This is a genomic window from Pseudomonas sp. B20, from assembly GCF_020515755.1.
Taxonomy (GTDB): Bacteria; Pseudomonadota; Gammaproteobacteria; order Pseudomonadales; family Pseudomonadaceae; genus Aquipseudomonas; species Aquipseudomonas syringae.
Window position 1 is genome coordinate 100,924 of sequence record NZ_JAHPJG010000005.1, and the last position, 24,735, is coordinate 125,658.

The 24,735-nt window shown below is 59.5% G+C and carries 26 protein-coding genes and 1 pseudogene; 12 read left to right on the top strand and 15 right to left on the bottom strand.

Going from position 1 to position 24,735, the window contains the following annotated elements; genetic code table 11:
* Positions 1-97 precede the first annotated feature (97 nt).
* Entirely contained in the window at positions 98-1,207 is a 1,110-nt protein-coding gene (gene ribBA, locus LIX91_RS07040; protein ID WP_226488234.1) for a bifunctional 3,4-dihydroxy-2-butanone-4-phosphate synthase/GTP cyclohydrolase II, read from the bottom strand.
* 94 nt (positions 1,208-1,301) lie between these two features.
* On the opposite strand from ribBA, the gene LIX91_RS07045 reads away from it, so the two are divergent.
* On the top strand, positions 1,302-1,592 hold the full coding sequence (locus LIX91_RS07045; RefSeq protein ID WP_100071943.1) for a DUF1330 domain-containing protein: 291 nt from the start codon (positions 1,302-1,304) through the stop codon (positions 1,590-1,592).
* 32 nt (positions 1,593-1,624) lie between these two features.
* Here the strand turns inward: LIX91_RS07045 and LIX91_RS07050 are convergent, their stop codons facing one another.
* The 6 genes from LIX91_RS07050 to LIX91_RS07075 all read right to left on the bottom strand — a co-directional run bounded on the left by LIX91_RS07050 (position 1,625) and on the right by LIX91_RS07075 (position 6,587).
* Entirely contained in the window at positions 1,625-2,188 is a 564-nt protein-coding gene (locus LIX91_RS07050; protein ID WP_226488235.1) for an NUDIX hydrolase, read from the bottom strand.
* Position 2,189: 1 nt separating this feature from the next.
* Positions 2,190-2,942, bottom strand: coding sequence for a GntR family transcriptional regulator (locus tag LIX91_RS07055; protein ID WP_003410157.1), 753 nt, complete (start codon positions 2,940-2,942; stop codon positions 2,190-2,192).
* Positions 2,943-3,117: 175 nt separating this feature from the next.
* Positions 3,118-3,603, bottom strand: a complete 486-nt coding sequence (locus tag LIX91_RS07060) for a flavin reductase family protein (protein WP_003410158.1) — start codon at positions 3,601-3,603, stop codon at positions 3,118-3,120.
* Between the two features lie 13 nt (positions 3,604-3,616).
* Positions 3,617-5,098 (bottom strand): aldehyde dehydrogenase, encoded by a 1,482-nt coding sequence (locus tag LIX91_RS07065; protein WP_003416401.1) that lies wholly within the window; start codon positions 5,096-5,098, stop codon positions 3,617-3,619.
* Complete coding sequence (locus LIX91_RS07070) at positions 5,095-5,943, bottom strand: alpha/beta fold hydrolase (protein WP_024664199.1); 849 nt, start codon at positions 5,941-5,943, stop codon at positions 5,095-5,097. Before LIX91_RS07070 ends, LIX91_RS07065 begins: the two co-directional genes overlap by 4 nt.
* Positions 5,944-5,996: 53 nt before the next feature.
* A complete protein-coding gene (locus LIX91_RS07075; protein WP_003348679.1) occupies positions 5,997-6,587 on the bottom strand; it encodes an amino acid synthesis family protein in 591 nt (196 codons plus the stop codon).
* Between the two features lie 270 nt (positions 6,588-6,857).
* Here LIX91_RS07075 and LIX91_RS07080 point away from each other — a divergent pair, with 270 nt between their 5' ends.
* Positions 6,858-7,997 (top strand): glutathione-independent formaldehyde dehydrogenase, encoded by a 1,140-nt coding sequence (locus LIX91_RS07080; protein WP_003318011.1) that lies wholly within the window; start codon positions 6,858-6,860, stop codon positions 7,995-7,997.
* A 112-nt stretch (positions 7,998-8,109) separates the two neighbouring features.
* A complete protein-coding gene (locus tag LIX91_RS07085) occupies positions 8,110-8,970 on the top strand; it encodes an SDR family oxidoreductase (RefSeq protein WP_003318012.1) in 861 nt (286 codons plus the stop codon).
* A gap of 61 nt (positions 8,971-9,031) precedes the next feature.
* On the opposite strand, the pseudogene LIX91_RS07090 reads toward LIX91_RS07085, so the two are convergent.
* Positions 9,032-11,361, bottom strand: a pseudogene (locus tag LIX91_RS07090) (RHS repeat domain-containing protein).
* On the opposite strand from LIX91_RS07090, the gene LIX91_RS07095 reads away from it, so the two are divergent.
* Both LIX91_RS07095 and LIX91_RS07100 read left to right on the top strand, forming a co-directional pair.
* Positions 11,311-11,871: a hypothetical protein gene (locus LIX91_RS07095; RefSeq protein ID WP_226488236.1), complete on the top strand. Its 561-nt coding sequence runs from the start codon at positions 11,311-11,313 to the stop codon at positions 11,869-11,871. The pseudogene LIX91_RS07090 and the gene LIX91_RS07095 sit on opposite strands and share 51 nt — an antisense overlap.
* Before the next feature lie 227 nt (positions 11,872-12,098).
* Positions 12,099-13,529, top strand: coding sequence for an NAD-dependent succinate-semialdehyde dehydrogenase (locus LIX91_RS07100; RefSeq protein WP_226488237.1), 1,431 nt, complete (start codon positions 12,099-12,101; stop codon positions 13,527-13,529).
* A gap of 71 nt (positions 13,530-13,600) precedes the next feature.
* On the opposite strand, the gene pbpG is transcribed toward LIX91_RS07100, so the two are convergent.
* Positions 13,601-14,536 carry a D-alanyl-D-alanine endopeptidase gene (gene pbpG / locus LIX91_RS07105; RefSeq protein WP_032620804.1) on the bottom strand — a complete coding sequence of 312 codons (936 nt, stop codon included), beginning with the start codon at positions 14,534-14,536 and terminating at the stop codon, positions 13,601-13,603.
* A gap of 268 nt (positions 14,537-14,804) precedes the next feature.
* Here pbpG and LIX91_RS07110 point away from each other — a divergent pair, with 268 nt between their 5' ends.
* Complete coding sequence (locus LIX91_RS07110) at positions 14,805-15,365, top strand: hypothetical protein (protein ID WP_003318017.1); 561 nt, start codon at positions 14,805-14,807, stop codon at positions 15,363-15,365.
* A gap of 97 nt (positions 15,366-15,462) precedes the next feature.
* Here the strand turns inward: LIX91_RS07110 and LIX91_RS07115 are convergent, their stop codons facing one another.
* Together LIX91_RS07115 and LIX91_RS07120 are read right to left on the bottom strand one after the other, a co-directional pair.
* Positions 15,463-15,645 carry a hypothetical protein gene (locus tag LIX91_RS07115; RefSeq protein WP_003416408.1) on the bottom strand — a complete coding sequence of 61 codons (183 nt, stop codon included), beginning with the start codon at positions 15,643-15,645 and terminating at the stop codon, positions 15,463-15,465.
* Positions 15,646-15,818: 173 nt separating this feature from the next.
* On the bottom strand, positions 15,819-16,175 hold the full coding sequence (locus LIX91_RS07120) for a hypothetical protein (protein ID WP_003410180.1): 357 nt from the start codon (positions 16,173-16,175) through the stop codon (positions 15,819-15,821).
* Between the two features lie 211 nt (positions 16,176-16,386).
* Between LIX91_RS07120 and LIX91_RS07125 the strand changes: the two genes are divergently transcribed.
* Positions 16,387-17,202: a shikimate 5-dehydrogenase gene (locus tag LIX91_RS07125; RefSeq protein WP_032698460.1), complete on the top strand. Its 816-nt coding sequence runs from the start codon at positions 16,387-16,389 to the stop codon at positions 17,200-17,202.
* 22 nt (positions 17,203-17,224) lie between these two features.
* Here LIX91_RS07125 and LIX91_RS07130 read toward each other — a convergent pair whose 3' ends face one another.
* Positions 17,225-17,899, bottom strand: coding sequence for a YceH family protein (locus LIX91_RS07130; protein ID WP_003416409.1), 675 nt, complete (start codon positions 17,897-17,899; stop codon positions 17,225-17,227).
* A 154-nt stretch (positions 17,900-18,053) separates the two neighbouring features.
* On the opposite strand from LIX91_RS07130, the gene LIX91_RS07135 reads away from it, so the two are divergent.
* The gene (locus LIX91_RS07135) at positions 18,054-18,563 is read left to right on the top strand and encodes a DUF1993 family protein (RefSeq protein WP_003405482.1); all 510 of its coding nucleotides are present in this window, start codon (positions 18,054-18,056) and stop codon (positions 18,561-18,563) included.
* 302 nt (positions 18,564-18,865) lie between these two features.
* On the top strand, positions 18,866-20,020 hold the full coding sequence (locus LIX91_RS07140) for an MFS transporter (RefSeq protein WP_226488238.1): 1,155 nt from the start codon (positions 18,866-18,868) through the stop codon (positions 20,018-20,020).
* Here LIX91_RS07140 and nhaR read toward each other — a convergent pair.
* On the bottom strand, positions 20,017-20,919 hold the full coding sequence (nhaR, locus tag LIX91_RS07145) for a transcriptional activator NhaR (RefSeq protein WP_226488239.1): 903 nt from the start codon (positions 20,917-20,919) through the stop codon (positions 20,017-20,019). The two genes, LIX91_RS07140 and nhaR, sit on opposite strands and share 4 nt — an antisense overlap.
* Before the next feature lie 131 nt (positions 20,920-21,050).
* Here nhaR and LIX91_RS07150 point away from each other — a divergent pair, with 131 nt between their 5' ends.
* Complete coding sequence (locus LIX91_RS07150) at positions 21,051-21,293, top strand: lipoprotein (protein WP_032702875.1); 243 nt, start codon at positions 21,051-21,053, stop codon at positions 21,291-21,293.
* Positions 21,294-21,327: 34 nt separating this feature from the next.
* On the top strand, positions 21,328-22,086 hold the full coding sequence (locus LIX91_RS07155; RefSeq protein ID WP_226488240.1) for a TerC family protein: 759 nt from the start codon (positions 21,328-21,330) through the stop codon (positions 22,084-22,086).
* Between the two features lie 120 nt (positions 22,087-22,206).
* On the opposite strand, the gene LIX91_RS07160 is transcribed toward LIX91_RS07155, so the two are convergent.
* Positions 22,207-22,389 (bottom strand): hypothetical protein, encoded by a 183-nt coding sequence (locus tag LIX91_RS07160; RefSeq protein ID WP_032702876.1) that lies wholly within the window; start codon positions 22,387-22,389, stop codon positions 22,207-22,209.
* 220 nt (positions 22,390-22,609) lie between these two features.
* Between LIX91_RS07160 and LIX91_RS07165 the strand changes: the two genes are divergently transcribed.
* Positions 22,610-23,305: a peptidase C39 family protein gene (locus LIX91_RS07165; protein ID WP_226488241.1), complete on the top strand. Its 696-nt coding sequence runs from the start codon at positions 22,610-22,612 to the stop codon at positions 23,303-23,305.
* Between the two features lie 59 nt (positions 23,306-23,364).
* On the opposite strand, the gene LIX91_RS07170 is transcribed toward LIX91_RS07165, so the two are convergent.
* Positions 23,365-24,648, bottom strand: a complete 1,284-nt coding sequence (locus tag LIX91_RS07170) for an NAD(P)/FAD-dependent oxidoreductase (RefSeq protein ID WP_003416423.1) — start codon at positions 24,646-24,648, stop codon at positions 23,365-23,367.
* Positions 24,649-24,735 lie beyond the last annotated feature (87 nt).

Sequence of the window (24,735 nt, forward strand, 5' to 3'; positions counted from 1 at the left end):
TTTGCCCTGTCAAAACGCCTTCACGGTGGGTTTTCTGATCAGTGCCTGTGGTTGCAGGCGGCGGATTATCTGGCGCGCGCGCCAGGTGTTTACCTGGTCAGCCGGGAAACGGAATACTTTCAATCACTTCCAGATCGTAGCCGGTCAACCCGGCGTATTTCAGGGGTGGACCAAGGTGGCGCAACTTGCCGACCCCTAGGTCCTGCAAGATCTGTGCGCCTGTACCGACCTCGGAATAAATGCGTGATTGCGAGCGGGTGTATTGGCGGGGCGGCTGGGTGAGCTGCGGAATGCGCTCCAGCAGCGCCTGGGATGATTCGTGATTGGCCAGCACCACCACCACGCCGTGACCTTCCTGCGCGACACGTTGCAGGGCGGCCCAGAGTGTCCAGTTGGGAGGGCCGTTGTATTCGGCACCCACCAGGTCACGCAGCGGGTCGACAACGTGCACGCGCACCAGTGTGGCGGCGTCGCGACGGATGTCGCCCATCACCATGGCCATGTGCACGCCACCTTCGATGCGGTCTTCGTAGCTGAACAGACGGAAGGTGCCGTGCACGGTCGGCAGTTCGCGCTCGCCAATCCTGACGATGGTGTGTTCGGTGCTCAGGCGGTAATGGATCAGGTCGGCGATGGTGCCGATACGGATGCCGTGCTTTTTGGCGAACACTTCCAGGTCAGGTCTTCTGGCCATGCTGCCGTCATCATTCATGACTTCAACGATGACCGACGCAGGCGTGAAACCGGCCAGGCGGGCCAGGTCGCAGCCCGCTTCGGTATGTCCGGCGCGGGTCAGCACGCCGCCGTCACGCGCGCGCAATGGAAAGATATGCCCTGGCTGCACCAGATCTTCCGCTACTGCATGCGGGTTGACGGCGGCCTGAACGGTACGCGCACGATCTGCCGCGCTGATGCCGGTGGTCACCCCCGTGGTGGCTTCGATGGACACTGTGAACGCCGTGGCGAATACGCTGCCGTTGCTGGGCACCATCTGCTCCAGGCCCAGACGCTGGCAGTGTTCGTCGGTCAGCGTCAGGCAGATCAGACCGCGCGCCTCGCGGGCCATGAAACTGATTGCCTGCGGCGAACAGCAATCGGCGGCGAGCAGTAGATCGCCTTCGTTTTCCCGATCCTCATCGTCGACCAGCAACACCATCTTGCCCTGGCGGTAGTCTTCAATGATGTCTTCGATGCGATCGAACGCCATAGTCAGTTTCCCGGTTTTGTGGGTGGATGAATCGTGGTATACCATAAGACAGAATATTTCACAGATTGCCTATCAATGAAACAGTGAGATCGCGATGAAAGCCTATTGGATTGCACACGTTGATGTGACCGACCCTCAGCAGTACAGCGAATACACCCAGCGCGCGCCCGCGGCTTTCGAGCTGTTTGGTGGCAGGTTCCTCGCGCGCGGCGGGCGTTCCGAGGCGATCGAAGGGCGTGATACGCCGCAGCGCACGGTGATTATCGAATTTGAATCCTACGAGAAGGCGCTGGCCTGTTATCAGTCGCCCGAGTACCAGCATGCGATGAGCCACAGGCAGGGCGCTTCGAAGGCCGAGATCGTGATCGCCGAGGGGCAGTTTTAAGCGTTCAGTTGCGAGCTGAAAGCTTCAGGCGTTCACCGGATGAAGTGCACCTTGCCGGTGTCGTCGTTGCCGATATAAATACCGTAGACACCCGCCTGACGTTCTTCGATATAGCGTTCCAGTATCTGGCGAATGGCGGGGTAATAGATGCTGTCCCACGGGATGTCTTCGGGGGCGAAGAATCTGTAGTCCAGGGTTTCCGGGCCGAACTGGCCGGTCACCTCCAGCGCGATGGCACGGAACACGATGTAGACTTCGCTGATGCGCGGCACGCTGAAAATGGAGTAGGGCGAAAGGATCTCGGCGCGTACACCGGTTTCTTCCCAGACTTCGCGCAGCGCCGCCTGCTCGGTGGTTTCGCCGCTTTCCATGAAGCCGGCAGGCAGTGTCCAGGTGCCGGGGCGCGGCGGGATGGCACGCTGGCAGAGCAGGTACTTGCCTTCCTGCTCGATGATGCAACCTGCAATGATCTTCGGGTTGATGTAGTGAATGTACTGACAGTCGCCACAGACCAGCCGCACGTGTGTATCGCCCGACGGCACACGCTGAGCCAGATCAGCGCTACCGCATTGGGGACAGAAGCGCGGTGTGGCCATTTCAGCGACCTATGCGAGGTTCTTTCAGCGCGACGGGGGCGACGATGTCGCGGACTTTGCTGTCTTCGTCCTGCTTGGATTTGAGGTATTCCAGCGCCACGCGTGCGGCGTTGCGTACGTGATCGACCGACGCCTGGTGCGCGGCCAGTGGGTCGCCGCTCTTGATCGCTTCGACCATGAGCTCCATTTCCTTGTTGCTGGCACCGCGGCGGTTTTCCTGGGATACCGAGGTGGCGCGCAGGTAGCTGATGCGCGCCTGCAATTGGCGTAGCTGGGTCGCGGCCACATGGTTGCCCGAGCCTTCCAGCAATACATCGTAGAAACCCTGGACCGAGTCGATCACCTGCTGCAGTTCGCCTTCCTTGAGCGCCTGCCGATTTTCCTCCAGAGCTTTTTCCAGTGCGCGAATGTCCTTGGGCTTGGCGCGCAGGGTGAACAGCTGAACGATCAGGCCTTCCAGCACGCAACGCAGTTCGTAGATATCGCACGCATCAGCCAGCGTGATGATTGCAACACGCGGGCCTTTGGCATCGGCGAACTCGACCAGACCTTCGGATTCCAGGTGGCGCAGTGCTTCGCGCACCGAGGTGCGGCTCACACCGAGGCGGTCACACAGATCACGCTCGACCAGACGATCACCCGGCAACAGCTGAAAGTTCATGATTGCGCTGCGCAGTTTGTCCAGCACGATCTCGCGCAGCGTGACGGGGTTGCGGTTGACCTTGAAGGTGTCGTCGAGAGGCAGGCGTTTCATCAGGTGTGCTCGGAATGGGGCTGTCAAAGTAAAAACGTGACTGGAAATAAAGTCTCGCTCATGTCGGCAACCCGCACACTGCGCGGGCTGCTGCATGGCCCGGACGGATGAACCCGGGTCGCGGCCGAGTTTATCACGCCCATGCCTGCAACCACCAAAACCGCCCCGAGCCGCCTCAGACGATGGCTGGCAGTGCACCCATCTTGCCCCGGTGATAAACCATCGGTGTGACCGGTGTCGCGGGCAGGATCAGGTTTTTCACCTGACCGACAATGATCGCGTGATCGCCGCCATCGTATTCGCGCCACAGTTCACACTCGATGATCGCCGTGGCGTTGCTCAGCAGCGGGTTGCCCAGCTCGCTCAACTGCCACTCGATGCCCTTGGTCTTGTCCTTGCCTTTGCTGGCGAACGCATAGGCTTCTGCCTGCTGATCGGCAGACAGCAGGTGAATCGCGAATTTTTTGCTGTCGCGCAACACCGGGTAAGTGTCCGATTCGTAGTTGGGGCAGAACAGCACCAGTGCCGGGTCAATGGACAGCGCGCTGAATGCGCTGGCAGTAATACCGAACAGGTTGCCCTCAGCGTCCAGGGTGGTGACGATGGTCACGCCCGAAGGGAATGACGCCATGACTTCTTTGTAAATACCGGGTTCTATCATCGCAGCGGCCTCGTTAACGCATGACAAATGGATCAGGCATGGGCGCCTGCGAAAGGTTGATCCACACCGTTTTCAGTTCGGTGTAGGCCAGCACGGAGTCTATCCCGCTCTCGCGACCGTAGCCGCTATTTTTGAAACCACCGATAGGCGCCATGGCCGACACGGCTCGATACGTATTCACCCAGATGATACCCGAGCGAATATCCCGCGCCAGACGGTGCGCGCGTCCCAGGTCGCGGGTCCAGATGCCGGCGGCGAGGCCGAACTGGGAGTCGTTGGCGATGGCCAGCGCTTCGGCTTCGTCCTTGAAACGAATCACCGAGGCCACCGGGCCGAACACTTCTTCCTGCATGATCTTCATCGAATTGTGATCGCACTCGAACAGCGTAGGTTCATAGAACCAGCCTTTGCTGTCCAGCGTCGGTCGCTTGCCGCCCAGGCGCAGGCGTGCACCTTCGGCCAGCGCGTCGGCCACCAGGCCTTCTACCACAGCCAGTTGCTGGGCAGTGGCCATCGGGCCCATTTCAGTGCCTTCATCCTGCGGATTGCCGATACGAATCCGGCTGGCGCGCTCGGCCAGGCGTTCGACGAACTCGTCGTAGATTTCGTCCTGCACCAGCAGTCGCGAGCCGGAAACACAGCTTTGCCCGGACGCCGCATAGATGCCAGCGACGGCGCCATTGATGGCGCTGTCCAGGTCGGCGTCGGCGAAGATGATGTTGGGTGATTTCCCGCCCAGCTCCAGTGACAGTTTGGCAAAGTTCTCCGCGCTGCTGCGCACCACATGACGCGCTGTGGCCGCGCCACCGGTGAAGGCTATCTTGCGCACCAGCGGGTGCCGGGTGAGGGCCGCGCCAGTGGTCGGGCCGTAACCGGTGATGACGTTGACCACGCCAGGCGGAATGCCGGCTTCAAGTGCCAGACGCGCCAGTTCAAGCACGGTGGCGGAGGCGTGTTCCGAGGGTTTGAGGACGATGGTGTTGCCAGCAGCCAGTGCTGGTGCCAGCTTGATGGCGGTCAGGTACAGCGGGCTGTTCCAGGGGATGATCCCGGCCACCACGCCCATCGGTTCGTGCACGGTGTAGGCGAACAGGTCCGGCTTGTCGAGGGGCAGGGTGCCGCCTTCGAGTTTGTCAGCCAGCCCTGCGGTGTAATGAAAGAACTCCGGCAGGTAGCCGACCTGCCCGCGGGTCTCGCGAATCAGTTTGCCGTTGTCGCGGCTTTCCAGCTGCGCCAGTTGCTCCTTGTTTTCGGCAATCAGGTCGCCCAGCTTACGCAACAGCTTGCCGCGTGCCGTGGCCGTCAAGCCGCGCCAGGCCTTACCCTCGAAGGCTTTCTGGGCGGCCTGAACGGCTCGTTCGACGTCGGCTGCGTCAGCATCCGGCAATTGCGCCCAGGGTTCGGCCAGCGCCGGGTCGAGGCTGTCGAAGGTCTTGCCGGACAACGCATCGACCCACTGACCGTCGATGCACATCTGAAAGCGGGTAAGGCTCATGCAACAATCCCCTTGATCGAATGGTGAGCGGACGCTGGCTTGTCGAGGCCGATCTTTTCGAAGAAACCGAGCAGCACCTGGTTGACCAGACGTGGCGATTCAACCGGCATCATATGGCGTTGATCGGGCAATATCGCGACGTCGGCACCGGGGATACGCGCGGCCAGTTCGCGGGCCATTTGCGGCGTCGATCCCGGGTCAAGTTCGCCCGTGGCGATCAACGTCGGTGCGCGAATATCGCCCAGATCCTCGGCGCGGTACATATCCTGAGTAGCGAACAGCTTGTACGTGGTCAGGTAACCCTGCGGATCGTTGCTGGCCAGGTTGTGCCGAATGGCCGCAATCTGCGCCGGGCTGGCTGCCTGATACTCACGGCTGAACCAGCGAGACAGCGCTTCGCCCGCGTTGGCGTCCGGGCCATGCTCGGCCGCCTGGCTGGTGCGCGCAATGACGCTGGCACGCTGTTCCGCGCTGCGATTGAAAACGCTGTTGAGCACCACCAGCCCCGACAGGTGCTCAGGGAACTCCAGCGCGAACGCACGCGCGACGAGGCCGCCCATCGAAAAGCCGACGACCGCCGCCTGCGGCAACTGCAAATGCGTCAGCAACTCGTGCAGTTGTTCGGCGTAGCCCGGCAGACCCGTCTCCGGGTCGGGGCGGGGGCTGGCACCATGGCCGAGCATGTCATAGGCGATGACCTTGTAATGCGTGGCCAGACCGACGATCTGGCCGCCCCACATTTCCTTGTTCAGGCCCACCCCGTGAATCAACACCACGGGGTGACCTTGGCCGGTAGCCAGATAGCTGGTACCCGCCGGGGTGTGTTCAGCGGTGAGCTGAATCATGGATCGCTCCTGCGCAGAGGTTGAAGGTGATCGGGCCACGAGCCCTTCATGAGTTACTGGGCCTTTTCGGCCGCCAGCTCTTCCAGGTCGATATAGCGATTGCCGATTCGCGGGTGCAGGCGTCCACCGTTGGCGGCACCAAGGACTACGATGATTTCGTCGGCACGCGGCGAATCCTCGATGTGCATTTCCAGGGTGATGTAGTGCGAGCGCAGCCCTTCATCGTCCTTGTGCATCATCGGTATCTGGATCGACGTACCCGGGCCGCCGCGTTTGTTGGTGAAGCTCAGGTAGCTCTTGGCCTTGACGGCATCACGGTAATGATTGCCAAAGCGCAGGGTATGGATCACGGCCGATGCGTGTTCGATTTCGCCTTCCGCGCCGACCACGGCAGCCTTGCCGTAGGCCTCGATTTTCTCTGCACCGCCAATCGCATCGGTGAGGCGTTTGACCATCAACTCGCCCAGTGCGGAGCAGTTGGCGCGAATCTCCGGTTTCAGGTCTTCGACGAAACCACGGCCCAGCCAGGGGTTCTTGATCACCGCCGCCAGCCCGATCATGGTGACCGGCTTGTCGGTGGCCTTGCCGCCCTCGATGAAGGTTTCTTCGGTGTACGTGACGATCTTGCGAATTTCAAAGCTCATGAACGACTCCCGGAGCAGATGTCTTTGTATTTCGTCTGATGGTATACCATAAGATTGTGCGTGCAAATCCTTTATTTGCGGCGAATATCGGGCCTGTCGTTCACCTCGTTTACCGGGATCGAGGCGCACGCACAGCTCTAGCTCGCACTCATCGACGACCATTCGTCAGGTGCGAAGGCAATCGCTTTGAACAGGCGTCTTCTGGTTGTGACAGATATTCGGTGAGCCCTAAAAAGCCCCATCGAATTTTTCACCAAGGAGACTCCGAACATGAAAGCCATCGTCTATGGCGGTCCGCGTGACGTCAGTGTCAAAAACGTACCGGATGCGAAGATCCAGAAGCCAACAGATGCTCTTGTCAGAGTGACCTCCACCAATATCTGTGGATCAGACCTGCACATGTATGAAGGCCGTACGTCTTTCGAGACCGGGCGCATTTTCGGCCATGAGAACCTCGGCCAGGTGATTGAAGTCGGCGCCGGCGTCGACCGTATCAAGGTGGGCGACTGGGTGTGCCTGCCGTTCAACATCGGCTGCGGCTTTTGCGAAAACTGTGAGAAGGGCCTGACCGGTTATTGCCTGACTGCCAACCCTGGCAGCGCGGGTGCGGCTTACGGTTTTGCCGACATGGGCGATCATGAAGGTGGCCAGGCCGAGCTGTTGCGTGTGCCGTATGCCGACTTCAACTGCCTGCTGTTGCCCGAAGATGCCGCCGAGCGTGAAGAGGATTACGTCATGCTCTCGGACATCTTTCCGACCGGTTGGCATGCCACCGAATTGGCCGGGCTGCTGCCTGGCGAAAGCGTTGCCATCTATGGTGCCGGTCCGGTCGGTCTGATGGCTGCCCACTCGGCGATGATCAAGGGCGCCTCGCAGGTGTTCGTGGTCGACAACCATCCAGATCGTCTGGCACTCGCGGCGAAGATGGGCGCGACGCCGATCAATTCGCTGGAGCAGGGCGCAGTGGATCAGATCCTCAATCTGACCGATGGCAAAGGCACTGACCGAGGCTGTGAGTGCGTCGGTTATCAGTGCTGCGACCGTCATGGCCACGAGGCCAACCACGTCACCATGAACAACCTCGTTGCCTCGACCAAGGCGACGGGTGGGATCGGTGTCGTGGGCGTTTTCGTGCCGCAGGATCCGGGCGCCAAAAGCGATCTCGCGAAGGAAGGCAAGATGGCCTTCGACTTCGGTTCGTTCTGGTTCAAGGGCCAGCAGATCCGCACCGGCCAGGCCAACGTCAAGGCTTACAACCGTCGCCTCGCCGAGCTGATCCACCACGGTCGCGCCAAACCGTCGCAGATCATTTCCCATCGCCTGAAACTTGAAGAAGGCCCTGACGCCTACAAGCACTTCGACGCGCGTGATGAAGGCTGGACCAAGGTCGTGCTCAAGCCAGGTGCGTGATAAGCGCAGTTGACCAGGCCTGGCCTGAGAGCCCTTGTCTTATCTGCCACAGGCGATCGACAAGGGCATCAGCACTTCAGCCACAACGTTTTATTTAAAGAGATTTATTCAAATGAACGAAGAATACCCAAAGCCGCCATTTGCCAGTCAGCCACAGGACGTTCCAGGCCTGCAGGGCAAGATGGACCCCTATCCCGATTGCGGTGAAAAGAGCTACAAGGGCTCCGGACGTCTGCAGGGCAAGATCGCGTTGATCACAGGCGCTGACAGCGGCATCGGCCGCGCAGTCGCGATCGCCTTTGCACGTGAAGGCGCGCAGGTCGCGATCTCCTACTTGAACGAGCATGAGGATGCGCAAGAAACCAAGCGCTGGGTCGAAGAGGCGGGTCGCAAATGCCTGCTATTGCCGGGCGACCTGGCGCAGAAGCAGCAATGCGAAGACATCGTGAGCAAGACCGTTGCAGAGTTTGGTCGCATCGATGTACTGGTCAACAACGCTGCGTTCCAGATGACGCATGAAACGCTGGACGAAATCTCCGACGAAGAGTGGGTCAAGACTTTCGATATCAACATCACGGCGATGTTTCGCATCTGCAAGGCTGCGGTTCCGCATATGCCGCGGGGCGGCTCGATCATCAATACCAGTTCGGTGAATTCGGACATGCCCAAGCCGACGCTGCTGGCCTACGCGACCACCAAGGGCGCGATTGCCAACTTCACCGGCGGTCTGGCGCAGTTGCTGGGCGAGAAGGGCATCCGCGTGAACAGTGTTGCTCCCGGCCCGATCTGGACGCCACTGATTCCGGCGACCATGACCGACGAAGATGTGAAAAGCTTCGGTAGCGAGACGCCGCTGGGACGCCCGGGGCAGCCGGTGGAAGTTTCGCCGATCTATGTGCTGCTGGCCTCGGACGAAGCCAGTTACATTTCCGGCTCGCGCTATGCAGTGACGGGCGGCAAGCCGATTCTGTAATTACCCCGACAACGCCTTTTTTGTTGAAACGGTGCCCAAACAGGCACCGTTTTTTCAGGCGTCAATGGCACGCTGTATCTGCACAAGAGCGGGTACTGCCATTGATTGTCCAATTTCCAGGCTGATTCATCCGTGTTTGCGCATATCGGGCAGGCTGGCCGGTCGCCATGACCAGCGACGAAAGCGTGTCGGCATTCATCTGCAATAATAAAGTCCGGGTCGTTGTGTTGCTCAAGAACTCTTGTTTTCGCTGTGCCGGGGTGCGCGCATTCTTGGTCAACGCCTGCATAGCGGCTATATAGTCGGCAGGATCAAATTGTTCTTCGTCGGGGCCATTCGTCGAGATTTCTCTTAATGACTTTAGGATCCCGCTGGACCACGCCTCGACCTGTGCAGTATCCGCTCCGTCGAGGAGGGGGTTGCCAGCGTCCGTCGGATAATAAAACGCATCCACTGTATTCAGGCGGACATGGGAGGCCTCGTGAATAAGGGCTCGTGCAACTTTCAGCACATCGTAGTTGGCAAGCAGTGAGGCTGACACCCCAATCCGTTCGACCGCTTCCTGAAACTCGCCTTGAAAATCGGTCGATGCGAGAATGTTTTCAGGTCCATTAAAAAGAAACAGCGTCAGATCGGATTCTGGACTGCCGATGCCCTCAATGAGCTCCTGCATCTGCCGTAAGGAATCCTCCACGTCGATACTCGTAGCGGCGCGAGCGCTCGTGACCAGCGCCCCAAAGGTTGCGTCGAATGCCTCTTTTACGTCTTCGCCTGGTGATGCTTTTAACAGCTCGGAACGCGTGAACGTTAATAGCGAAACGGCAACATCCCTGGCTTCATACATTTGGATAGTTGCTCAGGTTCGAACTCGGAAAGGTCGTCTGCGACGACTTTGAGGGGCGCGTCGTGGGGAGCAGCCCCTTGTTGATCAGCAAACCGCAAAGGCGAATTCCTGACAAAACGATACATATTCATCCCGTCCACTGCGCCCGCCGGATCCGGATTGATCCATCGCTGCAACCACTGCGCGTAATAGCGCAGGCCGTAGTAGTACAGCCCAGTCACATCGCGTTCCTTGCCGGAATAACGAATGGTTTTATAGCTGGCTTCAACCGTACTGCGTCCTGCCCACCACGAGGTACCACCAAACGGGTAGTAACTTTCTTGGCTGATGATGTGCGCATTTTTGTCCAGCTCCAGGGCGCCGGACCCCAGATGATCGGCGAAGCTGTAGCGAACCTGATCGTTTTCAAGTCCTTCGGGTTGACCCGCCTGCCAGTGCAACACCCGTACCTCGTTGCGCCCGGCCTGGGTGACGATAACGTGCAAAGTCTCGGCTGTGGCGCTGTTGCTGTGCACCTCCAGGCCTGGTAAGTAGCGCACTTCAGCATTGTGGACAACGGCTTTCGCCTTGGTCGTATGAATTTTGCGCAGGCGTTGCCCACTGGCGTCGTAGACATAGCGCTCTTTGTCGTCGTCACCCGCTTCCCGAACCACAGGCCGCACTTGCTGCAGCTGATTACGCCAGTCCCAGCTCATCGCTTGCCCGGCTTGCAACTCACTCAGATTGCCATTGGCGTCGAACGCGGCAGCGATGGCCGCTTCATCCGGCGGTCGATCGTTGATAACCGGCAGGCTGCGATTGCTGGTTTGCGAAGTGACCAGAGTGCGCGAGTGGGACTGGGTACCCGTGTGGGTCAGTTGCAACAGATTGCCGCTCGCATCATAACGGTAGGTTTGCGTGTAATTGGCCAACTGCGTCGCATCGAGGGGAGTCTGGAAGGATGGAAAAACAGGGCCTTGGTTGAGTTTCTTGGCCTCCCTGCCGGTAGCCTGGATCAACTGATAAAGCGTGTCGTATTGATAAGTCGACACCGGCTCAATACGCTGACCGGCACAACACCGTGTCGGCTGGGCGCGATCATCGATACGCAGGACATTGCCCGCCGGGTCGTAGTCATACAGCAGATGTTGCAGCAGTTGGCCATCTGCCCAGGTGCCTTTGAGTTCGATCAGACGCCCATTTGTGGCGTCGTGCAGCGCCTTGGTCACAACGCCGTTGCCAGCCGTTTCCGAGGTTACGTAGCCTTGAGCGTCGTAATCGATACTGTGAACCAGAACTCGCTCTGTCTGTCCGGGGAGACCAAGTGAAATGGCCTCAACATGACCTGCCAGAGTATGGGCAAAGGTCTGGACATTACGCTGGGCGTCCGTTTGCGAGATGACATCGCCAAGCGGACTGTGTGCCCAGCGCGTAGTCGCGCCTGGACCTGATTCGAGCAGGGCGTCACGTTCTGCCAGCGGTTCTGGCCAGTCGACATTTTCGGGATTGAAGAGAAAATGCCGCGTCTGTTCAAGCACGCCACCCGCCAGGGCGAACTCGTCATCCATTCGCGAACCAGCCGGGTCATCATGGCGTATACATTGGCCGCACTGGTTATGGCCCTTGGTATCCGGCCCGCCGTATTGCCGCCGCTCGACGCAGCGTCCGTTTTCAATGATGGCAACGGGTCTGAGCAGGGCGTCATACTGCACGCTCCGCTCAGTCCCACGGCCATCCCAGCCAGCCACGACCGCGCCGCTGTCACCGGCCAACATCAGCCGCCAACCGGCATCGACACTGTCGCTGAGAAGCGCCTGACCACTCAGGGAAAACACAGTAGCAAGATTGACCGCAGCCTGGCTTTCCCAGAGCCTTGCATCCCAGCAGTTGACCGGATGCCCGGCAGCATCATGATCCACACGGTTTACAAGTCGTTGCGGCGTGTCCGTGGCCTGGTTGCGCCAAAAGTCAATCGCGCGAATCTCCAGACCGCGTGGATCAATGACATTCAGGCGGGGCGTATGATGATGCAGTGCGGCAGACTGTACGTTCATGATCACGTCATCCCTGACTGGTGACTTGAGCCCAGGCTATGTAAGTAAAGTATCGTCGTAAGCGCAGCATAGCGCAGGCCTACGAGACCACCGGCGTCAAACGTGTTGTGAGCCTGTCGACGCGCGTCACGACGCGTCGCAAAATCGACGAGCCGCAGCACTTGGCATTTTTGCCGATGGCCGGTGCTGATCAGCGAGTCTGATCCATCGGCCACACCGTTCCTTTTCAGCGACTTATGGAGAAATTGTTCATGTATCCAGACGTACAGCTTTATATCGATGGTCAGTGGCGCGCGAGCCGCGCCAACCGCACGTTGTCAGTCATCAACCCGGCGACGGGCGAGGCGCTGGGCACTGTTGCGCATGCCGCTATCGCCGACCTTGACGAAGCCCTGGCGGCGGCCGAGCGTGGCTTTGCCACCTGGCGCGCGACCTCGGCTTATGATCGCTACAAGCTGATGCAGAAAGCGGCGAACCTGATTCGTGAGCGTGCAGACAGCATCGCCCGAATCATGACGCAGGAGCAGGGCAAGCCGCTGGCCGAAGCGCGTATGGAAACCCTGTCGGCGGCGGACATCATCGACTGGCTGGCCGAAGAAGGGCGTCGCAGTTATGGCCGTCTCGTGCCATCACGGGGCGTGTCCATCGAGCAGAAAGTCATCAAGGAGCCGGTCGGCCCGGTCGCTGCGTTCACACCGTGGAATTTCCCGATCAACCAGGTGGTGCGCAAGTTGTCCTCGGCATTGGCTGCGGGCTGCTCGATCATCGTCAAGGCCCCGGAAGAAACGCCGGCGTCGCCCGCCGAATTGATTCGCGCCTTCGCCGATGCCGGTGTGCCAGCCGGCGTCATTGGCCTGGTCTACGGTGACCCGGCAGAAATCTCCGGTTACCTGATCCCGCATCCGGTCATCCGCAAGGTCACCTTCACCGGCTCCACGCCGGTCGGCAAGCAACTGGCCGCATTGGCTGGCAAGCACATGAAACGGGCGACCATGGAGTTGGGCGGTCATGCACCGGCGCTGGTGTTCGATGATGCGGATATCGACCTCGCCGCTCGCGTGCTGGCCACCGCCAAGTTCCGTAACGCCGGGCAGGTCTGCGTGTCGCCCACGCGGATTCTGGTGCAGCGCAAGGTGCTCGACGCGTTCACCGAGAAATTCGTCGGCCTGACCCGCGAAATCAAGGTCGGCAACGGTCTGGAGACGGGCACCACCATGGGGCCGGTGGCCAATGATCGACGTATTCCTGCGCTGGTCGATCTGATCGATGACGCGGTGCGTGGTGGCGCGACGTTGTCTGCCGGTGGCAAGGCTGTCGAGGGGGCGGGCTATTTCTTCGAGCCGACGGTGTTGAGTGGCTTGAAGCCGCACATGCGCATCATGAATGAGGAGCCTTTCGGCCCCGTCGCGCTGCTAGTGCCGTTCGACACGCTGGAGGAGGCCATCGCCGAGTCCAACCGCGTGCCGTTCGGGCTGGCATCCTATGCCTTCACCACGTCGATGAAGACTGCCCAGGCGCTGAGCACCTATATCGAAGCGGGCATGCTGTCGATCAACCATCAAGGCATCGGCTTGCCGGAAGTGCCGTTCGGCGGGATCAAGGATTCCGGTTACGGTTCCGAAGGTGGCACCGAAGCCATTGAGGCCTACCTGAATACCAAGCTGGTCACTCAATACAACTGAGTGTCGCTCGGGCAAATAAAAAACGGTCGCGATGTGCAAGCATCGCGACCGTTTTTCGTTGCTTGCGCCACTCAGTCTCTGGCTTGAATACCGGTCTGTCTCATGACCAGGTTCTTGTCCTTCTTGTACTGCAGGGCCACTTCGGGCGCGGGGCCGCTCTGGCCGGTTTCCATCCACTTGCGTATGCGGCTGGCGTCGGCGAAGTGCGTGTACTTGCCGAACGCATCGAGAATCACCACTGAAACCGGGCGGTTGGCCATGCTGGTCAGCAGCACCAGGCAGTGACCGGCCTGATTGGTAAAGCCGGTCTTGGTCAGCTTGATGTCCCAGTTGTCCTTGCGCACCAGATGATCGGTGTTGCTGAAACCGAGGGTGTAGGTCGGTTTGCGGAAGGTCACGGTCTTCTGCTCGGTGGTGCTCAGTTCACTGAGCAGCGGGTATTTGCGCGCCGCCATCACCAGCTTGGTGAGGTCGCGCGCGGTCGACACGTTGTACACCGACAGGCCCGTAGGTTCGACGTAGGCCGTGTGTTTCATGCCCAGCGCCTTGGCCTTGGCGTTCATCGCCAGAATGAACGCCGGATAGCCACCCGGATAGCTGTGCGCCAGGCTGGCCGCAGCACGGTTTTCCGAGGACATCAGGGTAATCAGCAACATGTCCCGACGGTTCATTTCACTGCCGAGTTTGACGCGGGAGAAGACGCCTTTCATTTCCGGGGTCTGGGAAATGTTCACCGGAATGACTTCGTCCATCGGCTGCTTGGCATCCAGCACGACCATCGCGGTCATCAGCTTGGTGACCGAGGCAATCGGCACGATCACATCCGGGTTGCTGGAATACAGCACCTTGTCGGTCTGCAGGTCGATGACCATTGCGCTGCCCGAGGCAAGGTGCAGGTTGGAAGGATCACGGCTCAGGACGGCAGGTTCGTTTGCCAGCGTAGGGGTGGAAAGCACGGGGCCGGTAAGTACAAATAATAGGCCCAAAAGAGACAGACGGATTTTCAAGAGCAAGGCTCACTCGATAAAAGGTGGTAAATGGAAGGGATCGCGTCAAAACGCTGCATTTTATGAGCAGACTTTGCCGTATGTCGATGGGCTGGGGTGGGCGTTTGCGCAATAAATGACGCAATCGGTCGTTCATTAAGTTGCTGTTAAGTCGCTTTCTGCTCTGCAACCTGCCAAAAACCGAATCTCAATTGAATATTCGTGGTGCGCAAGGCCCGCACCGATTAGCATTCCATGCCATTCAGGTCACCGATTCAGGAGTCATGCAATGCTCAAGGGGTTTGTCAGCAAGGATTACGCAGTACTGGTGATCATCGCGTCATTGATCGTCATTCTGCTGCTGGGTGTCGGCTTTACCTCACGTCCAAGCGACTGGGCGGGCTGGATGCAGGCGATCGGCCTGATTGTCGGGCTGATGGCGGCCGTGGCAGTACCGGCCATCCAGCGCAAGCAGGAAGCGCAATTGGCGCACAAACAGATACGTGACCGGGAAGTGGGCTACGCGCGGCGCATGCAGTACCTGTGCGGCGAGCTGAGCGAACTGCAGGGTCGCATCAGCCTCAACCTGACCCATCTGCGCGCCAGTGACCGGCACAGCCTGAAATACACCTTGCAGGATTACCTGCATCGCCTGTTCGAGTCGCATAAACAGGACCTGAACGATGACCGCGTGGTGCTGGCTTACGAATTGCGGCAGGTCGCCAATGACCTGATCGATGAACTCGACAGCGGCCGTACCGATCGCGTGGTGTTCATGGCGCTGGAGAAACGCCTGCAGAAACTGACCCATCGCTGTCAGGTCAACGCGGCCATGGCCGAGCGCGGCTGAGTCTGATCACCGGCTTTTTCCGTGGCAAAAAAAAGCCCGCCATCGAAGATGGCGGGCAAGGGATGTGCGGAGCAACGCACGAGGTTTGCAGAAGAAGTCAGCTGTTGAGGGGCTGGCACTGCATTTGCCGCGACAGGGCCTCTGCAACAGGCAATGACGCGAGCGGGCCGCTGACGGGTTCGCCATCCTGAATCAGGTACCAGCAGGCCAACAGGCCGCGCGCTCTGAGCGGGGCTGGAACTGCGCTACCGACGACGGACATGATGTGTACCTTGGTCATAAGTGCCTCCTCAATCCATGGCGCTACTGTAGAGGGCGGGCGGGCAAGTCAGAAATCGACGCTCTCAATAGTGGTCATTGATAACAACAAGGGTTTGGCGCATTGCATTGGCAGCCCATAGTGTGAGCACAGCAACGAAAAACCCGCCTGAAAAGGCGGGTTTTTTTGTTCTGTTACCAGCGGCCGCGTGGCGGGCCGTAGTAATAGCCGGGGCCTGGCGGTGGCCCGTAACGGTGGTAGTAGCCAGGCGGTGGAGGCGGTGGGTAGCGCTCGACAACCTGATAGACCGGGGCCGGTTGGTAATAGACCGGTGGCGGCGCGTAATAGACCGGCTGCTGTTGCACGTATACCGGCTCGCGCTCGACGTACACCGTTCTGTCGCGACCTGAAGATACCGCCGCCCCGACAACGGCAGCGCCAACGATAGCACCTACCACGGCAGGGCCACCCCAGCCACGGTCAGCATTCGCCTGGCCAGCAAGGGCCAGGGCACCTACAAACAAGGCGATCTTGGGGATTTGACGAATCATGACTGTTCCTCGCTCTCAACCCGTTGTCGCGCGCCTGCATCACTCTCAAGCACTGCCACGGGATAACACTATGACACCGAAATTGTAAGAATCTGCGAAAGTGCTGAGTAAATTTTATGTAAGGTGTGTCGCGTATGTCCTCGCGCTCACTGGTGCGTAGCATACGCTTCTGTCGAAGATTCAAGCCATTACCGTCTGGAGGAAACACCCGATGTCCGTCACTGCTAACAGGGAGACATTATTGTGCATGTCCATGGCCGCCCGTCCCGGCAACTTTGGTGTGCGTTTCCATAATCATCTTTACCAGCAGTTGGGCTTGAACTTCTATTACAAGACCTTCGCCCCCAATGACCTTGCCGCCGCCGTGGCCGGCATACGCTCGCTGGGGATTCGTGGCAGCGCAGTTTCGATGCCCTTCAAGGAGGCCTGCATCGAACTGGTCGACGAACTGGACGCCTCGGCTGCCGCTATCCAGTCGATCAATACCATCGTCAACACCGACGGGCATCTGAAGGCGTTCAACACCGATTACATCGCCGTCGCTCAACTGATGGAGAGCCATGCGGTGCCGCACAGCGCGTTTGCCCTGCGTGGAAGCGGGGGAATGGCCAAGGCGGTTGCGTTCGCGCTGCGCGATGCGGGTTTCACCGAGGGGCTGATCGTGGCCCGCAACGAGCAGGCTGGCCGGCGTCTGGCAGAGGCGTGCGGCTTTCGCTGGCAGGCGGAGCTGGGCAGCGCTCGGCCACCCTTGCTGGTCAATGTCACTCCATTAGGAATGCAGGGCGCGCAAGCTGACCAGCTGTCGTTTGACCTGCAAGCCATCGACGCCGCTGAAACGGTTTTCGATGTGGTGGCTACCCCCGCCGACACGCCGCTGATCCAGGCTGCACGTCGCCTGGGCAAGCGTGTGGTGAGTGGTGATGAAGTGGCGGCGATCCAGGCACTGGAGCAGTTTGTGCTCTATACCGGCGTGCGCCCGACCGATGAGCAGTATCAGCAGGCGGCAGCCTTCGCCAGAGCCGGCTAGCCGTCGGGTCGGGCAGGGCACATTACGCCTCGGCGTGTTCCAGTCTGGCCAGGCGTTCTTCAAGGGCCGCGACCCGTGCCTCCAGCTCATCGATACGCGAGTTGGCCGCCGGGCTTGCCGAATGTCGCTCCGGTGCCTGTTGGCGAGCGGCAAGCAGCTCCTGCAGCGATTCAGGGTCGCCCAGCAGATGCATGTAACGGTCTTCGCGCTGGCCCGACTGGCGCGCCACGAGCATCGCCAGACCTCTGGCGATCAGGCGTTCAAGCTGGTGGACGACCTGCTCGCTGTCTTCGAAATCGTGCATGCGGTTACTGCGGGTCAGCAGCTCGTTGACGGTCTGCGGCCCGCGCAGCAGCAACAGACCCGTGAGTATCACCTGCGCCGGGACCAGCTCGAGCCCCTTGTCGACCCTGTGCTCCCAGCGATCGGCGCGACTGCCCATGACCAGCCGCGTCAGACCGCGGCCTTCCAGGGCTCGAAGGCTCTGGCCGACCTGCCCCTGGGTGAGGTTCATGACCGGGTCACGACTGGTCTTCTGGTTGCAGGCAGTCACCAGTGCATTGAGGGTCAGCGGGTAGGTTTCCGGGTTGGTCGCCTGTTTTTCGATCAGGCAGCCCAGAATGCGCACTTCGGTGCCGTTGAGTTGTAGCGCCTCGGCATTCGGGGAGGATTCGGTGGAGGACGATTCGATGGACATGACGCTTCCCTGAGTGATGGCGGTGGATCAGCGTAGGGCGTGGCGGACATTATTGCCAGTGTCTGCTGCACGGATCTGCAGGAGCGCTGAAAAGTGTCACGGCGTTTGGCGTCATGTGGGTCTATAATTGCGCCTTTCTCAATCAGGATATGTCATGTCTATTTCCCTGTACGCCGCTTCCATTCCTGTCTTTCAGCAAATGCTCAACGCGCTGAGCGACGTTCTGACCAAAGCCGAAGCCTACGCGACCGAGAAGAAAATTCAGCCCCCAGCATTGCTGCAGGCACGTTTGTTCCCGGACATGCTGCCGTTCACCCGTCAGGTGCAGATCGCCGTCGATTTTGCCAAAGGTGCCTCAGCGCGCCTGGCAGGCGTCGAGATCCCGCAATACGATGACACCGAAACCACCTTTGCCGAGTTGCAGGCACTGCTTGCCAGGACACTCGCGTTCATCGGCAGCATCACCCCGGATCAGGTCGACGGCAAGGAAGGCATCGAAATCGTCCTGCGTCCCGGCACTGAAAAGGAAAAACGCCTGAACGGTCAGGCCTATCTGCTCAGCTACGCCTTGCCGCAGTTCTTCTTTCACGTCACGACTGCCTACGATCTGCTGCGCCATAACGGCGTTGAAATCGGCAAGCGTGATTTCATGGGCAAGTTCTAAACAGTGGGGGCTGAAGCCTCGCTGATGTTCTCGGCCCTCGGCGTTATACACAAAGCCAACTGACCCTCGTGCCAATGCTCCGCATTGGCATGCATTGGGTGACGCAGAGCGTCACGAAATGCATTACCGCGCGGAGCGTGGGAACGAGAATTATCGGAGTGTCCGCCTCGTTTTTCGGGCTCTGCTTCACTAACTGCATGCCAGTGCGCAGCATTGGCGTGACAGTCACCTTCAAGCTGTTTTAATCCCCCTCCCGCAGGCCGCGCTGTTGCAGCGGCGTCTGTTGTTGTTCTGGAGTATTCATGTTGTTGCCCATCCTTCTGCTGTCAGCTGCCGGGTTTACCGTGCTGACCACAGAATTCGTCATCGTCGGTCTGTTGCCAGCCGTTGCCCGCGACCTGAATGTCACGGTCTCGCAGGCAGGGCTGCTGGTGACGCTGTTTGCGTTCACCGTCGCCGCCTTTGGTCCTTTTCTGACCGCGTATTTTTCGCGCTTCGAGCGCAAGCGCCTGTTTGTCAGCATCCTGGTGCTGTTCGGTTTTGCAAATGTCCTGGCGGCGCTGGCGCCCAATATCGCCGTGATGGGTATCGCCCGGCTGATTCCAGCGTTGGGGTTGCCGGTGTTCTGGGCGCTGGCCAGCGAGACTGCCGTGGACATTGTCGGTCCGCAGTTTGCAGGCCGGGCAATTGCCAGGATCGGTTTCGGCATCGTTTGCGCCACGGTGTTCGGCATTCCCATCGGCACTCTGATTTCGGACGCATTCGGTTGGCGCACGGCCTTTCTGGTGCTGGCCGTTCTGGCGTTCGCCAAGGCACTGTTGCTGACGGTCTATCTGCCAAAGACGGCTGCCAAGCAGAACCCGGTATCGATCCTTAAGCAGTTCGGCATCTTGCGCGGCCGGATGATGCAGGGGCATGTGCTGCTCTCGGTGCTGGTGTTCAGCGGCATGTTCACGGCATATACCTACCTGGCGGACATGCTCGAGCGTCTTGCCGGTTTCGACGGCGCTCTGGTGGGCTGGTGCCTGATGGGCTTTGGCGCTGTCGGCTTGCTGGGCAACTCGCTGGGCGGGCGCATGGTCGACCGCCATCCGTTGATTGCCAGCCTGGTGTTCTGCGCCTTCATGGTGGTCGGCATGGTCGCGGTGGTGCCGAGTATCCATTCGGTGGTGGCCTTGCCACTCGCGCTTGCGATCTGGGGCATCACCCAGGCGGCCTTGTTTCTGGTCAGTCATGTGCGGTTGATCAAGGCCGCGCCGCAAGCACCTGCGTTCGCGGCGTCACTGAACATCGCCGGCGCCAACCTTGGCATTGGCATCGGCGCGGTGATCGGCGGCCGGGTCATTGATCACCTGGGGCTGGGCAACGTCGGTTTTGCCGCTGCGGGCATCATCGTGCTGGCGATTGTGCTGGCGCTGTTGTTGATCAGGCGTGATCCGGGGCCGCTCCCGGCTTAGCCTGCATCGGTAAACAGTTGGTTTCGAGCACTTTCGGCAATGGCGACAACGCCGGGGTGCTTGACCTTGCGCTCGACGGTGATGGCGTAGAACGATTCGGTCACCGCGTCAGTATGCCCAAGCACTTGTACGCCATACTGGTTCTGCACTTCGTCGGCGATCACGCTGGGCGCAACGAACACGCCGCTGCCGGATTTGCCAAACGCCTTCATCAGCGCGCTGTCATCGAATTCGCCAATGATGCGCGGCTGAATGCTCTGTTCGGAAAACCAGCGCATCAGTCTGCCTCGAACCACGGTTTCCTGACCTGGAATCAGCAGGGGAGCGCCGTGCATGCACTGCGGAAAATCGTTCCCGATACGCTCCGCCATTTCACGTGTGGCGAAAAAGCTGACCCCGCATTCTCCCAGCTTCTGGCTATAGCCCTTGATGTCCAGATGCGGCGGCATAGGGCTGTCGGAAATCACCAGGTCGAGACGCTGGATGGCCAGGTCTGCCAGCAGTCGTTCCAGCTTGTCCTCGCGACAGGTGATGCGGATGGGCTCATCCAGCGTCATGGTCGGAGCGATCAGGCGGTAGACGATGGATTTGGGCACCACGTCAGCCACACCAATGCGCAACAGCAATCGCTGTTCATCCGGCTGCGAGCGCAGCAGGTTTTCCAGGTCATTGCCGAGCTGGAACATTTGTTCGGCGTAGGGCAGGGCGAGGCGACCTGCTTCTGTCATTTCCAGCTGCCGACCGACGCGCTGGAACAGATCGACGCCCAGTGACGCCTCCAGCAGACTGATCTGCCCGCTGACGGTCTGCGCGGTCAGATTCAGTTGTTCGCAGGCGCGCACGATGCTGCCGGTCTTGGCCACGACCCAGAAGTAGTGAAGCTGGCGGTAATTGAGCATATTTTCTGCCGATTCGGTAAAACCGAAGTATATGCCTTATAAAATCGAATTTTCCTTATGTTTCAAGATGTCTAGAATCCGCTCCAACGCCGGGCTGAACAGGCCGCCCGGCTTCACTGATTGAGGAGCCCATGAACAAAGTCCTTTACGCTGTATTGCTGAGCGGTTCACTGCTGGTAGTGGCAGGATGCGATCAGCTAGAGTCTTCCACCAAGCATGTGGTGAACGCCGCCGCTGATAGTGCAAAACAGGTGGTCGATGACACCCATAAAGCCGCAACCCAGGCACTGGACGAGGCCAGGCAGGAACTTTCGTTACAGGAACCACCACCAAACTCGGCTGAAACCGAAAACACGTCTGATAAAGAAATCTGACTTACAACTATTGGCGCAGGCAGGGCAGTGAGCTATGGAATACCTATTGGAACTCGCGACAAGTCCGGCAGCCTGGATCGCGCTGGCGACACTGGTGGTGATGGAAGTCGTACTGGGCATCGATAACCTGATTTTCATCTCGATTCTCACCAACAAGCTGCCTGAGCACCAGCGCGAGAAGGCTCGCAAGCTGGGTATCGGCATGGCGCTGGTGATGCGCCTGGGCCTGCTCAGTACCGTTGCGTACATCGTGCAACTGACAGAGCCGGTTTTCGAGGTGTTCGGTCAGGCGTTCTCCTGGAAGGACATGATCCTGATCGCCGGTGGTCTGTTCCTGGTCTGGAAGGCAACCACGGAAATTCACCACAGCATGGACTTCAAGACCGAGGAAGAGAAAGCCTTGGGTTCGGTGGTGATGTTGAGCATGAGCGCGGCGATCGTACAGATCCTGATGCTGGACCTGGTGTTCTCCATCGACAGTATCATCACTGCCGTGGGCATGACCGAACACTTGCCGATCATGGTCATCGCGGTCATCTCTGCGGTCGTGGTGATGCTCGTCGCAGCCAACCCGCTGGCGAAATTCATCAACGACAACCCGACGGTGGTCATGCTGGCTCTGGGCTTTTTGATCATGATCGGTATGACGCTGATCGCCGAAGGCTTCGGTGCCCACGTACCCAAGGGTTACATCTACGCGGCCATGGCCTTCTCGGCAGCCGTTGAAGCCTTGAACATGCTGGTACGCAGGGCAAGACGCAAGAAAGCGGTTAACCAGGTTTCCACGCACTGATAACTGGCGAAGCTGTAAAAAAGGTCGATCCTGGCAACAGGGTCGACCTTTTGTATTCAAGGTGCGGGCAAATACGCTGACGCAGGCAGATCAGCTAAGCGCTGCGCATACCCCTGTAAATCAGCTGGCTGTTACAGCGGGGGCCTTGATGTGTTTTGCAAGTACAGCCGGTTGTACCGCACGCGGCTCGACGCTGCGCGGCTGATGACGGTGACGGGATACACGCATCACCCCCCACAGCATTGCGCTGGCGACGGCAAGCCACGAAGCGATCAGCATCACTATTGTCAATTCCAGGCTCATAAGTGCCTCCACATTCCTGCTTTTTGTTGCGGTCTCGATAACTGACAGTCTAATACGGAGCATGTTTCGGTTAATTGACCAGTGGCATCGGGCTATGAATTATTTTCGCCATTCTGTTGGTCGAGGTGCCACGCGCGGCTATCCCCGAGACCCGGTCAGCTCTATCATCGGTGCTCAGGTCGGGTCGCGGGTTGCCCGACAACAGTTGAAGTGAGTGAACATGCTGTCGGTTTCTTTCTTTACCGGTACTTCCGGTGCGCTGCGTTCATGGCTGATTGCGGCCTTGCTGATGGGCCTTGCCGGTTGTTCGTCAATGGTTACGCCGGAGATGAAACGCCTTCCGGACCGGGTCGAGCTGACGTCGATTCCGTTCTTTCGGGGCAATGCCTATCAAAGCGGCCCGATGGTGCTGGCTAGCATGCTGGCCAACCAGCAGGTGCAGACGACGCCTGGTTTGCTAGACAAGCCGTTGCAATTGCCGGGTGCCGAGGACCGGCTCGAGCAGAACATGCAGAAGGTCGCGCGTGAGTACGGTTTCATGGTGTACCCGCTTGATGGCCAGCTGCAGGACCTGCTGACCCAGGTCTCGGCGGGTTACCCGGTCATGCTGCGTTTCACCCAGGGCTCTGCGTTGTGGAAAGGGCCGCGTTATGCGGTGTTGATCGGCTATAACCGCATCAAGGAAACCGTGCTGCTCAACGCAGGCATGGATCGTCGCTATTCCATGAGTTTCAGCAGCTTTACGTCGGCCTGGAAAGACGCTGGCAGTTGGGCGGTGCTGATTCAGTCGCCCCGGCAGTTGCCGGCCAATGTCGATGCGCAGCTCTGGCTGCAGGCGGCCGAAGCGTTATCGACATCAGGGCAGGAACAGGCGGCGGGCGAGGCGAAAAGAACGCTGGCACGCGGCGTTAAATGAAATCAACGCGGCAGGAACAAAAACGGCACCGATAAGGTGCCGTTTTACGTTCAGCGAACCTAGAAACCGAGTCGGTCACGCAGGCTGTAATACCACGCGCCCAGCGCAGTCAGCGGGGTGCGCAGCACCTGGCCGCCGGGGAACGGGTAGTGGGGCAGGTCGGCGAACGCATCAAAGCGCTCTGCCTGACCGCGCAGCGCCTCGGCCAGCACCTTGCCGGCCAGGTGGGTGTAGGTCACACCGTGTCCGCTGCAGCCCTGCGAGTAATAAATGTTGTCGCCCAGTCGTCCAACCTGGGGCAGGCGAGACAGGGTCAGCAGGAAGTTGCCGGTCCACGCGTAGTCGATCTTCACGTTCTTGAGCTGCGGGAATGCCTTAAGCATTTTCGGCCGGATAATGGCTTCGATATTGGCGGGATCTCTGGCGCCGTATACCACACCGCCGCCGAAGATCAGGCGCTTGTCGGCGCTGAGGCGGTAGTAATCCAGCAGGTAATTACAGTCTTCGACGCAGTAATCCTGCGGCAGAAGGGTTTTTGCCAGTTCATCGCTCAATGGCTCGGTGGTGATGACCTGAGTACCGCACGGCATCGACTTGGCCGCCAGCTCCGGGACCAGATTGCCCAGGTAGGCATTGCCGGCCACGATAATGAACTTGGCCCGGACCCTGCCTTGCGCCGTATGCACCACAGGGTTTGCCCCGCGCTCGATACGAATCGCCGCTGATTGCTCATAAATGGTGCCACCCAGTGTTTCAACGGCCGCCGCCTCACCCAGCGCCAGATTGAGGGGATGAATATGCCCGCCGGTCATGTCCAGCAACCCGCCGATGTACTGGTCACAAGCCACGACTTCATTGATCCGGCGCTTGTCCATCAGCTCGAGGCCGGTATGCCCGTAGCGCTCCCAAAGCCGCTGCTGGGCTTCGAGATGCGCCAGTTGCTTGCTGGTCAGCGCTGCGAATACACCGCCATCTTTCAGGTCGCACTGAATGCCGTAACGGGAAACCCGATCGCGAATGATGGAGGCGCCTTCGAAGGCCATCTGCCCGAGCAACTGTGCCTGGCGTGGCCCCACGGTTCGCTCGATGACATCGATGTCGCGGCTGTAGCTGTTGACGATCTGCCCGCCATTACGCCCCGATGCGCCGAAGCCGACCTTGGCCGCTTCCAGCACCGTGACCCGAAATCCGTTTTCCAGCAGGAACAGCGCGCTGGACAAACCTGTGTAACCGGCTCCGATGACACACACGTCAGTTTCGACTTCACCCTGCAGCGCCGGACGTTCCGGGGCCGCATTGGCTGAAGCCGCATAATAGGACTGCGGGTAGGGCGTGTTTGCCATCCTGAGACTCCGTTTAATATTCTTGACGATGGCGGCAATCGTACCCGAGATATAAAAGCTCTGCCAGCAGCAGGCCAAAAGAGCCCT

What these genes read in the sequence shown, in the direction of transcription:
- LIX91_RS07050 (WP_226488235.1), bottom strand. Translation starts at nt 2,188, where the DNA reads ATGGCCACACCGCGCTTCTGTCCCCAATGCGGTAGCGCTGATCTGGCT.
- LIX91_RS07080 (WP_003318011.1), top strand. Translation starts at nt 6,858, where the DNA reads ATGAAAGCCATCGTCTATGGCGGTCCGCGTGACGTCAGTGTCAAAAAC.
- LIX91_RS07160 (WP_032702876.1), bottom strand. Translation starts at nt 22,389, where the DNA reads ATGAGCCTGGAATTGACAATAGTGATGCTGATCGCTTCGTGGCTTGCC.
- LIX91_RS07075 (WP_003348679.1), bottom strand. Translation starts at nt 6,587, where the DNA reads ATGAGCTTTGAAATTCGCAAGATCGTCACGTACACCGAAGAAACCTTC.
- LIX91_RS07110 (WP_003318017.1), top strand. Translation starts at nt 14,805, where the DNA reads ATGCTCAAGGGGTTTGTCAGCAAGGATTACGCAGTACTGGTGATCATC.
- LIX91_RS07055 (WP_003410157.1), bottom strand. Translation starts at nt 2,942, where the DNA reads ATGAAACGCCTGCCTCTCGACGACACCTTCAAGGTCAACCGCAACCCC.
- LIX91_RS07135 (WP_003405482.1), top strand. Translation starts at nt 18,054, where the DNA reads ATGTCTATTTCCCTGTACGCCGCTTCCATTCCTGTCTTTCAGCAAATG.
- LIX91_RS07095 (WP_226488236.1), top strand. Translation starts at nt 11,311, where the DNA reads ATGCCGCGTCTGTTCAAGCACGCCACCCGCCAGGGCGAACTCGTCATC.
- LIX91_RS07150 (WP_032702875.1), top strand. Translation starts at nt 21,051, where the DNA reads ATGAACAAAGTCCTTTACGCTGTATTGCTGAGCGGTTCACTGCTGGTA.
- LIX91_RS07170 (WP_003416423.1), bottom strand. Translation starts at nt 24,648, where the DNA reads ATGGCAAACACGCCCTACCCGCAGTCCTATTATGCGGCTTCAGCCAAT.
- LIX91_RS07085 (WP_003318012.1), top strand. Translation starts at nt 8,110, where the DNA reads ATGAACGAAGAATACCCAAAGCCGCCATTTGCCAGTCAGCCACAGGAC.
- LIX91_RS07100 (WP_226488237.1), top strand. Translation starts at nt 12,099, where the DNA reads ATGTATCCAGACGTACAGCTTTATATCGATGGTCAGTGGCGCGCGAGC.
- LIX91_RS07130 (WP_003416409.1), bottom strand. Translation starts at nt 17,899, where the DNA reads ATGTCCATCGAATCGTCCTCCACCGAATCCTCCCCGAATGCCGAGGCG.
- LIX91_RS07065 (WP_003416401.1), bottom strand. Translation starts at nt 5,098, where the DNA reads ATGAGCCTTACCCGCTTTCAGATGTGCATCGACGGTCAGTGGGTCGAT.
- ribBA (WP_226488234.1), bottom strand. Translation starts at nt 1,207, where the DNA reads ATGGCGTTCGATCGCATCGAAGACATCATTGAAGACTACCGCCAGGGC.
- LIX91_RS07120 (WP_003410180.1), bottom strand. Translation starts at nt 16,175, where the DNA reads ATGATTCGTCAAATCCCCAAGATCGCCTTGTTTGTAGGTGCCCTGGCC.
- nhaR (WP_226488239.1), bottom strand. Translation starts at nt 20,919, where the DNA reads ATGCTCAATTACCGCCAGCTTCACTACTTCTGGGTCGTGGCCAAGACC.
- LIX91_RS07140 (WP_226488238.1), top strand. Translation starts at nt 18,866, where the DNA reads ATGTTGTTGCCCATCCTTCTGCTGTCAGCTGCCGGGTTTACCGTGCTG.
- LIX91_RS07125 (WP_032698460.1), top strand. Translation starts at nt 16,387, where the DNA reads ATGTCCGTCACTGCTAACAGGGAGACATTATTGTGCATGTCCATGGCC.
- LIX91_RS07155 (WP_226488240.1), top strand. Translation starts at nt 21,328, where the DNA reads ATGGAATACCTATTGGAACTCGCGACAAGTCCGGCAGCCTGGATCGCG.
- LIX91_RS07165 (WP_226488241.1), top strand. Translation starts at nt 22,610, where the DNA reads ATGCTGTCGGTTTCTTTCTTTACCGGTACTTCCGGTGCGCTGCGTTCA.
- LIX91_RS07115 (WP_003416408.1), bottom strand. Translation starts at nt 15,645, where the DNA reads ATGACCAAGGTACACATCATGTCCGTCGTCGGTAGCGCAGTTCCAGCC.
- LIX91_RS07070 (WP_024664199.1), bottom strand. Translation starts at nt 5,943, where the DNA reads ATGATTCAGCTCACCGCTGAACACACCCCGGCGGGTACCAGCTATCTG.
- LIX91_RS07060 (WP_003410158.1), bottom strand. Translation starts at nt 3,603, where the DNA reads ATGATAGAACCCGGTATTTACAAAGAAGTCATGGCGTCATTCCCTTCG.
- LIX91_RS07045 (WP_100071943.1), top strand. Translation starts at nt 1,302, where the DNA reads ATGAAAGCCTATTGGATTGCACACGTTGATGTGACCGACCCTCAGCAG.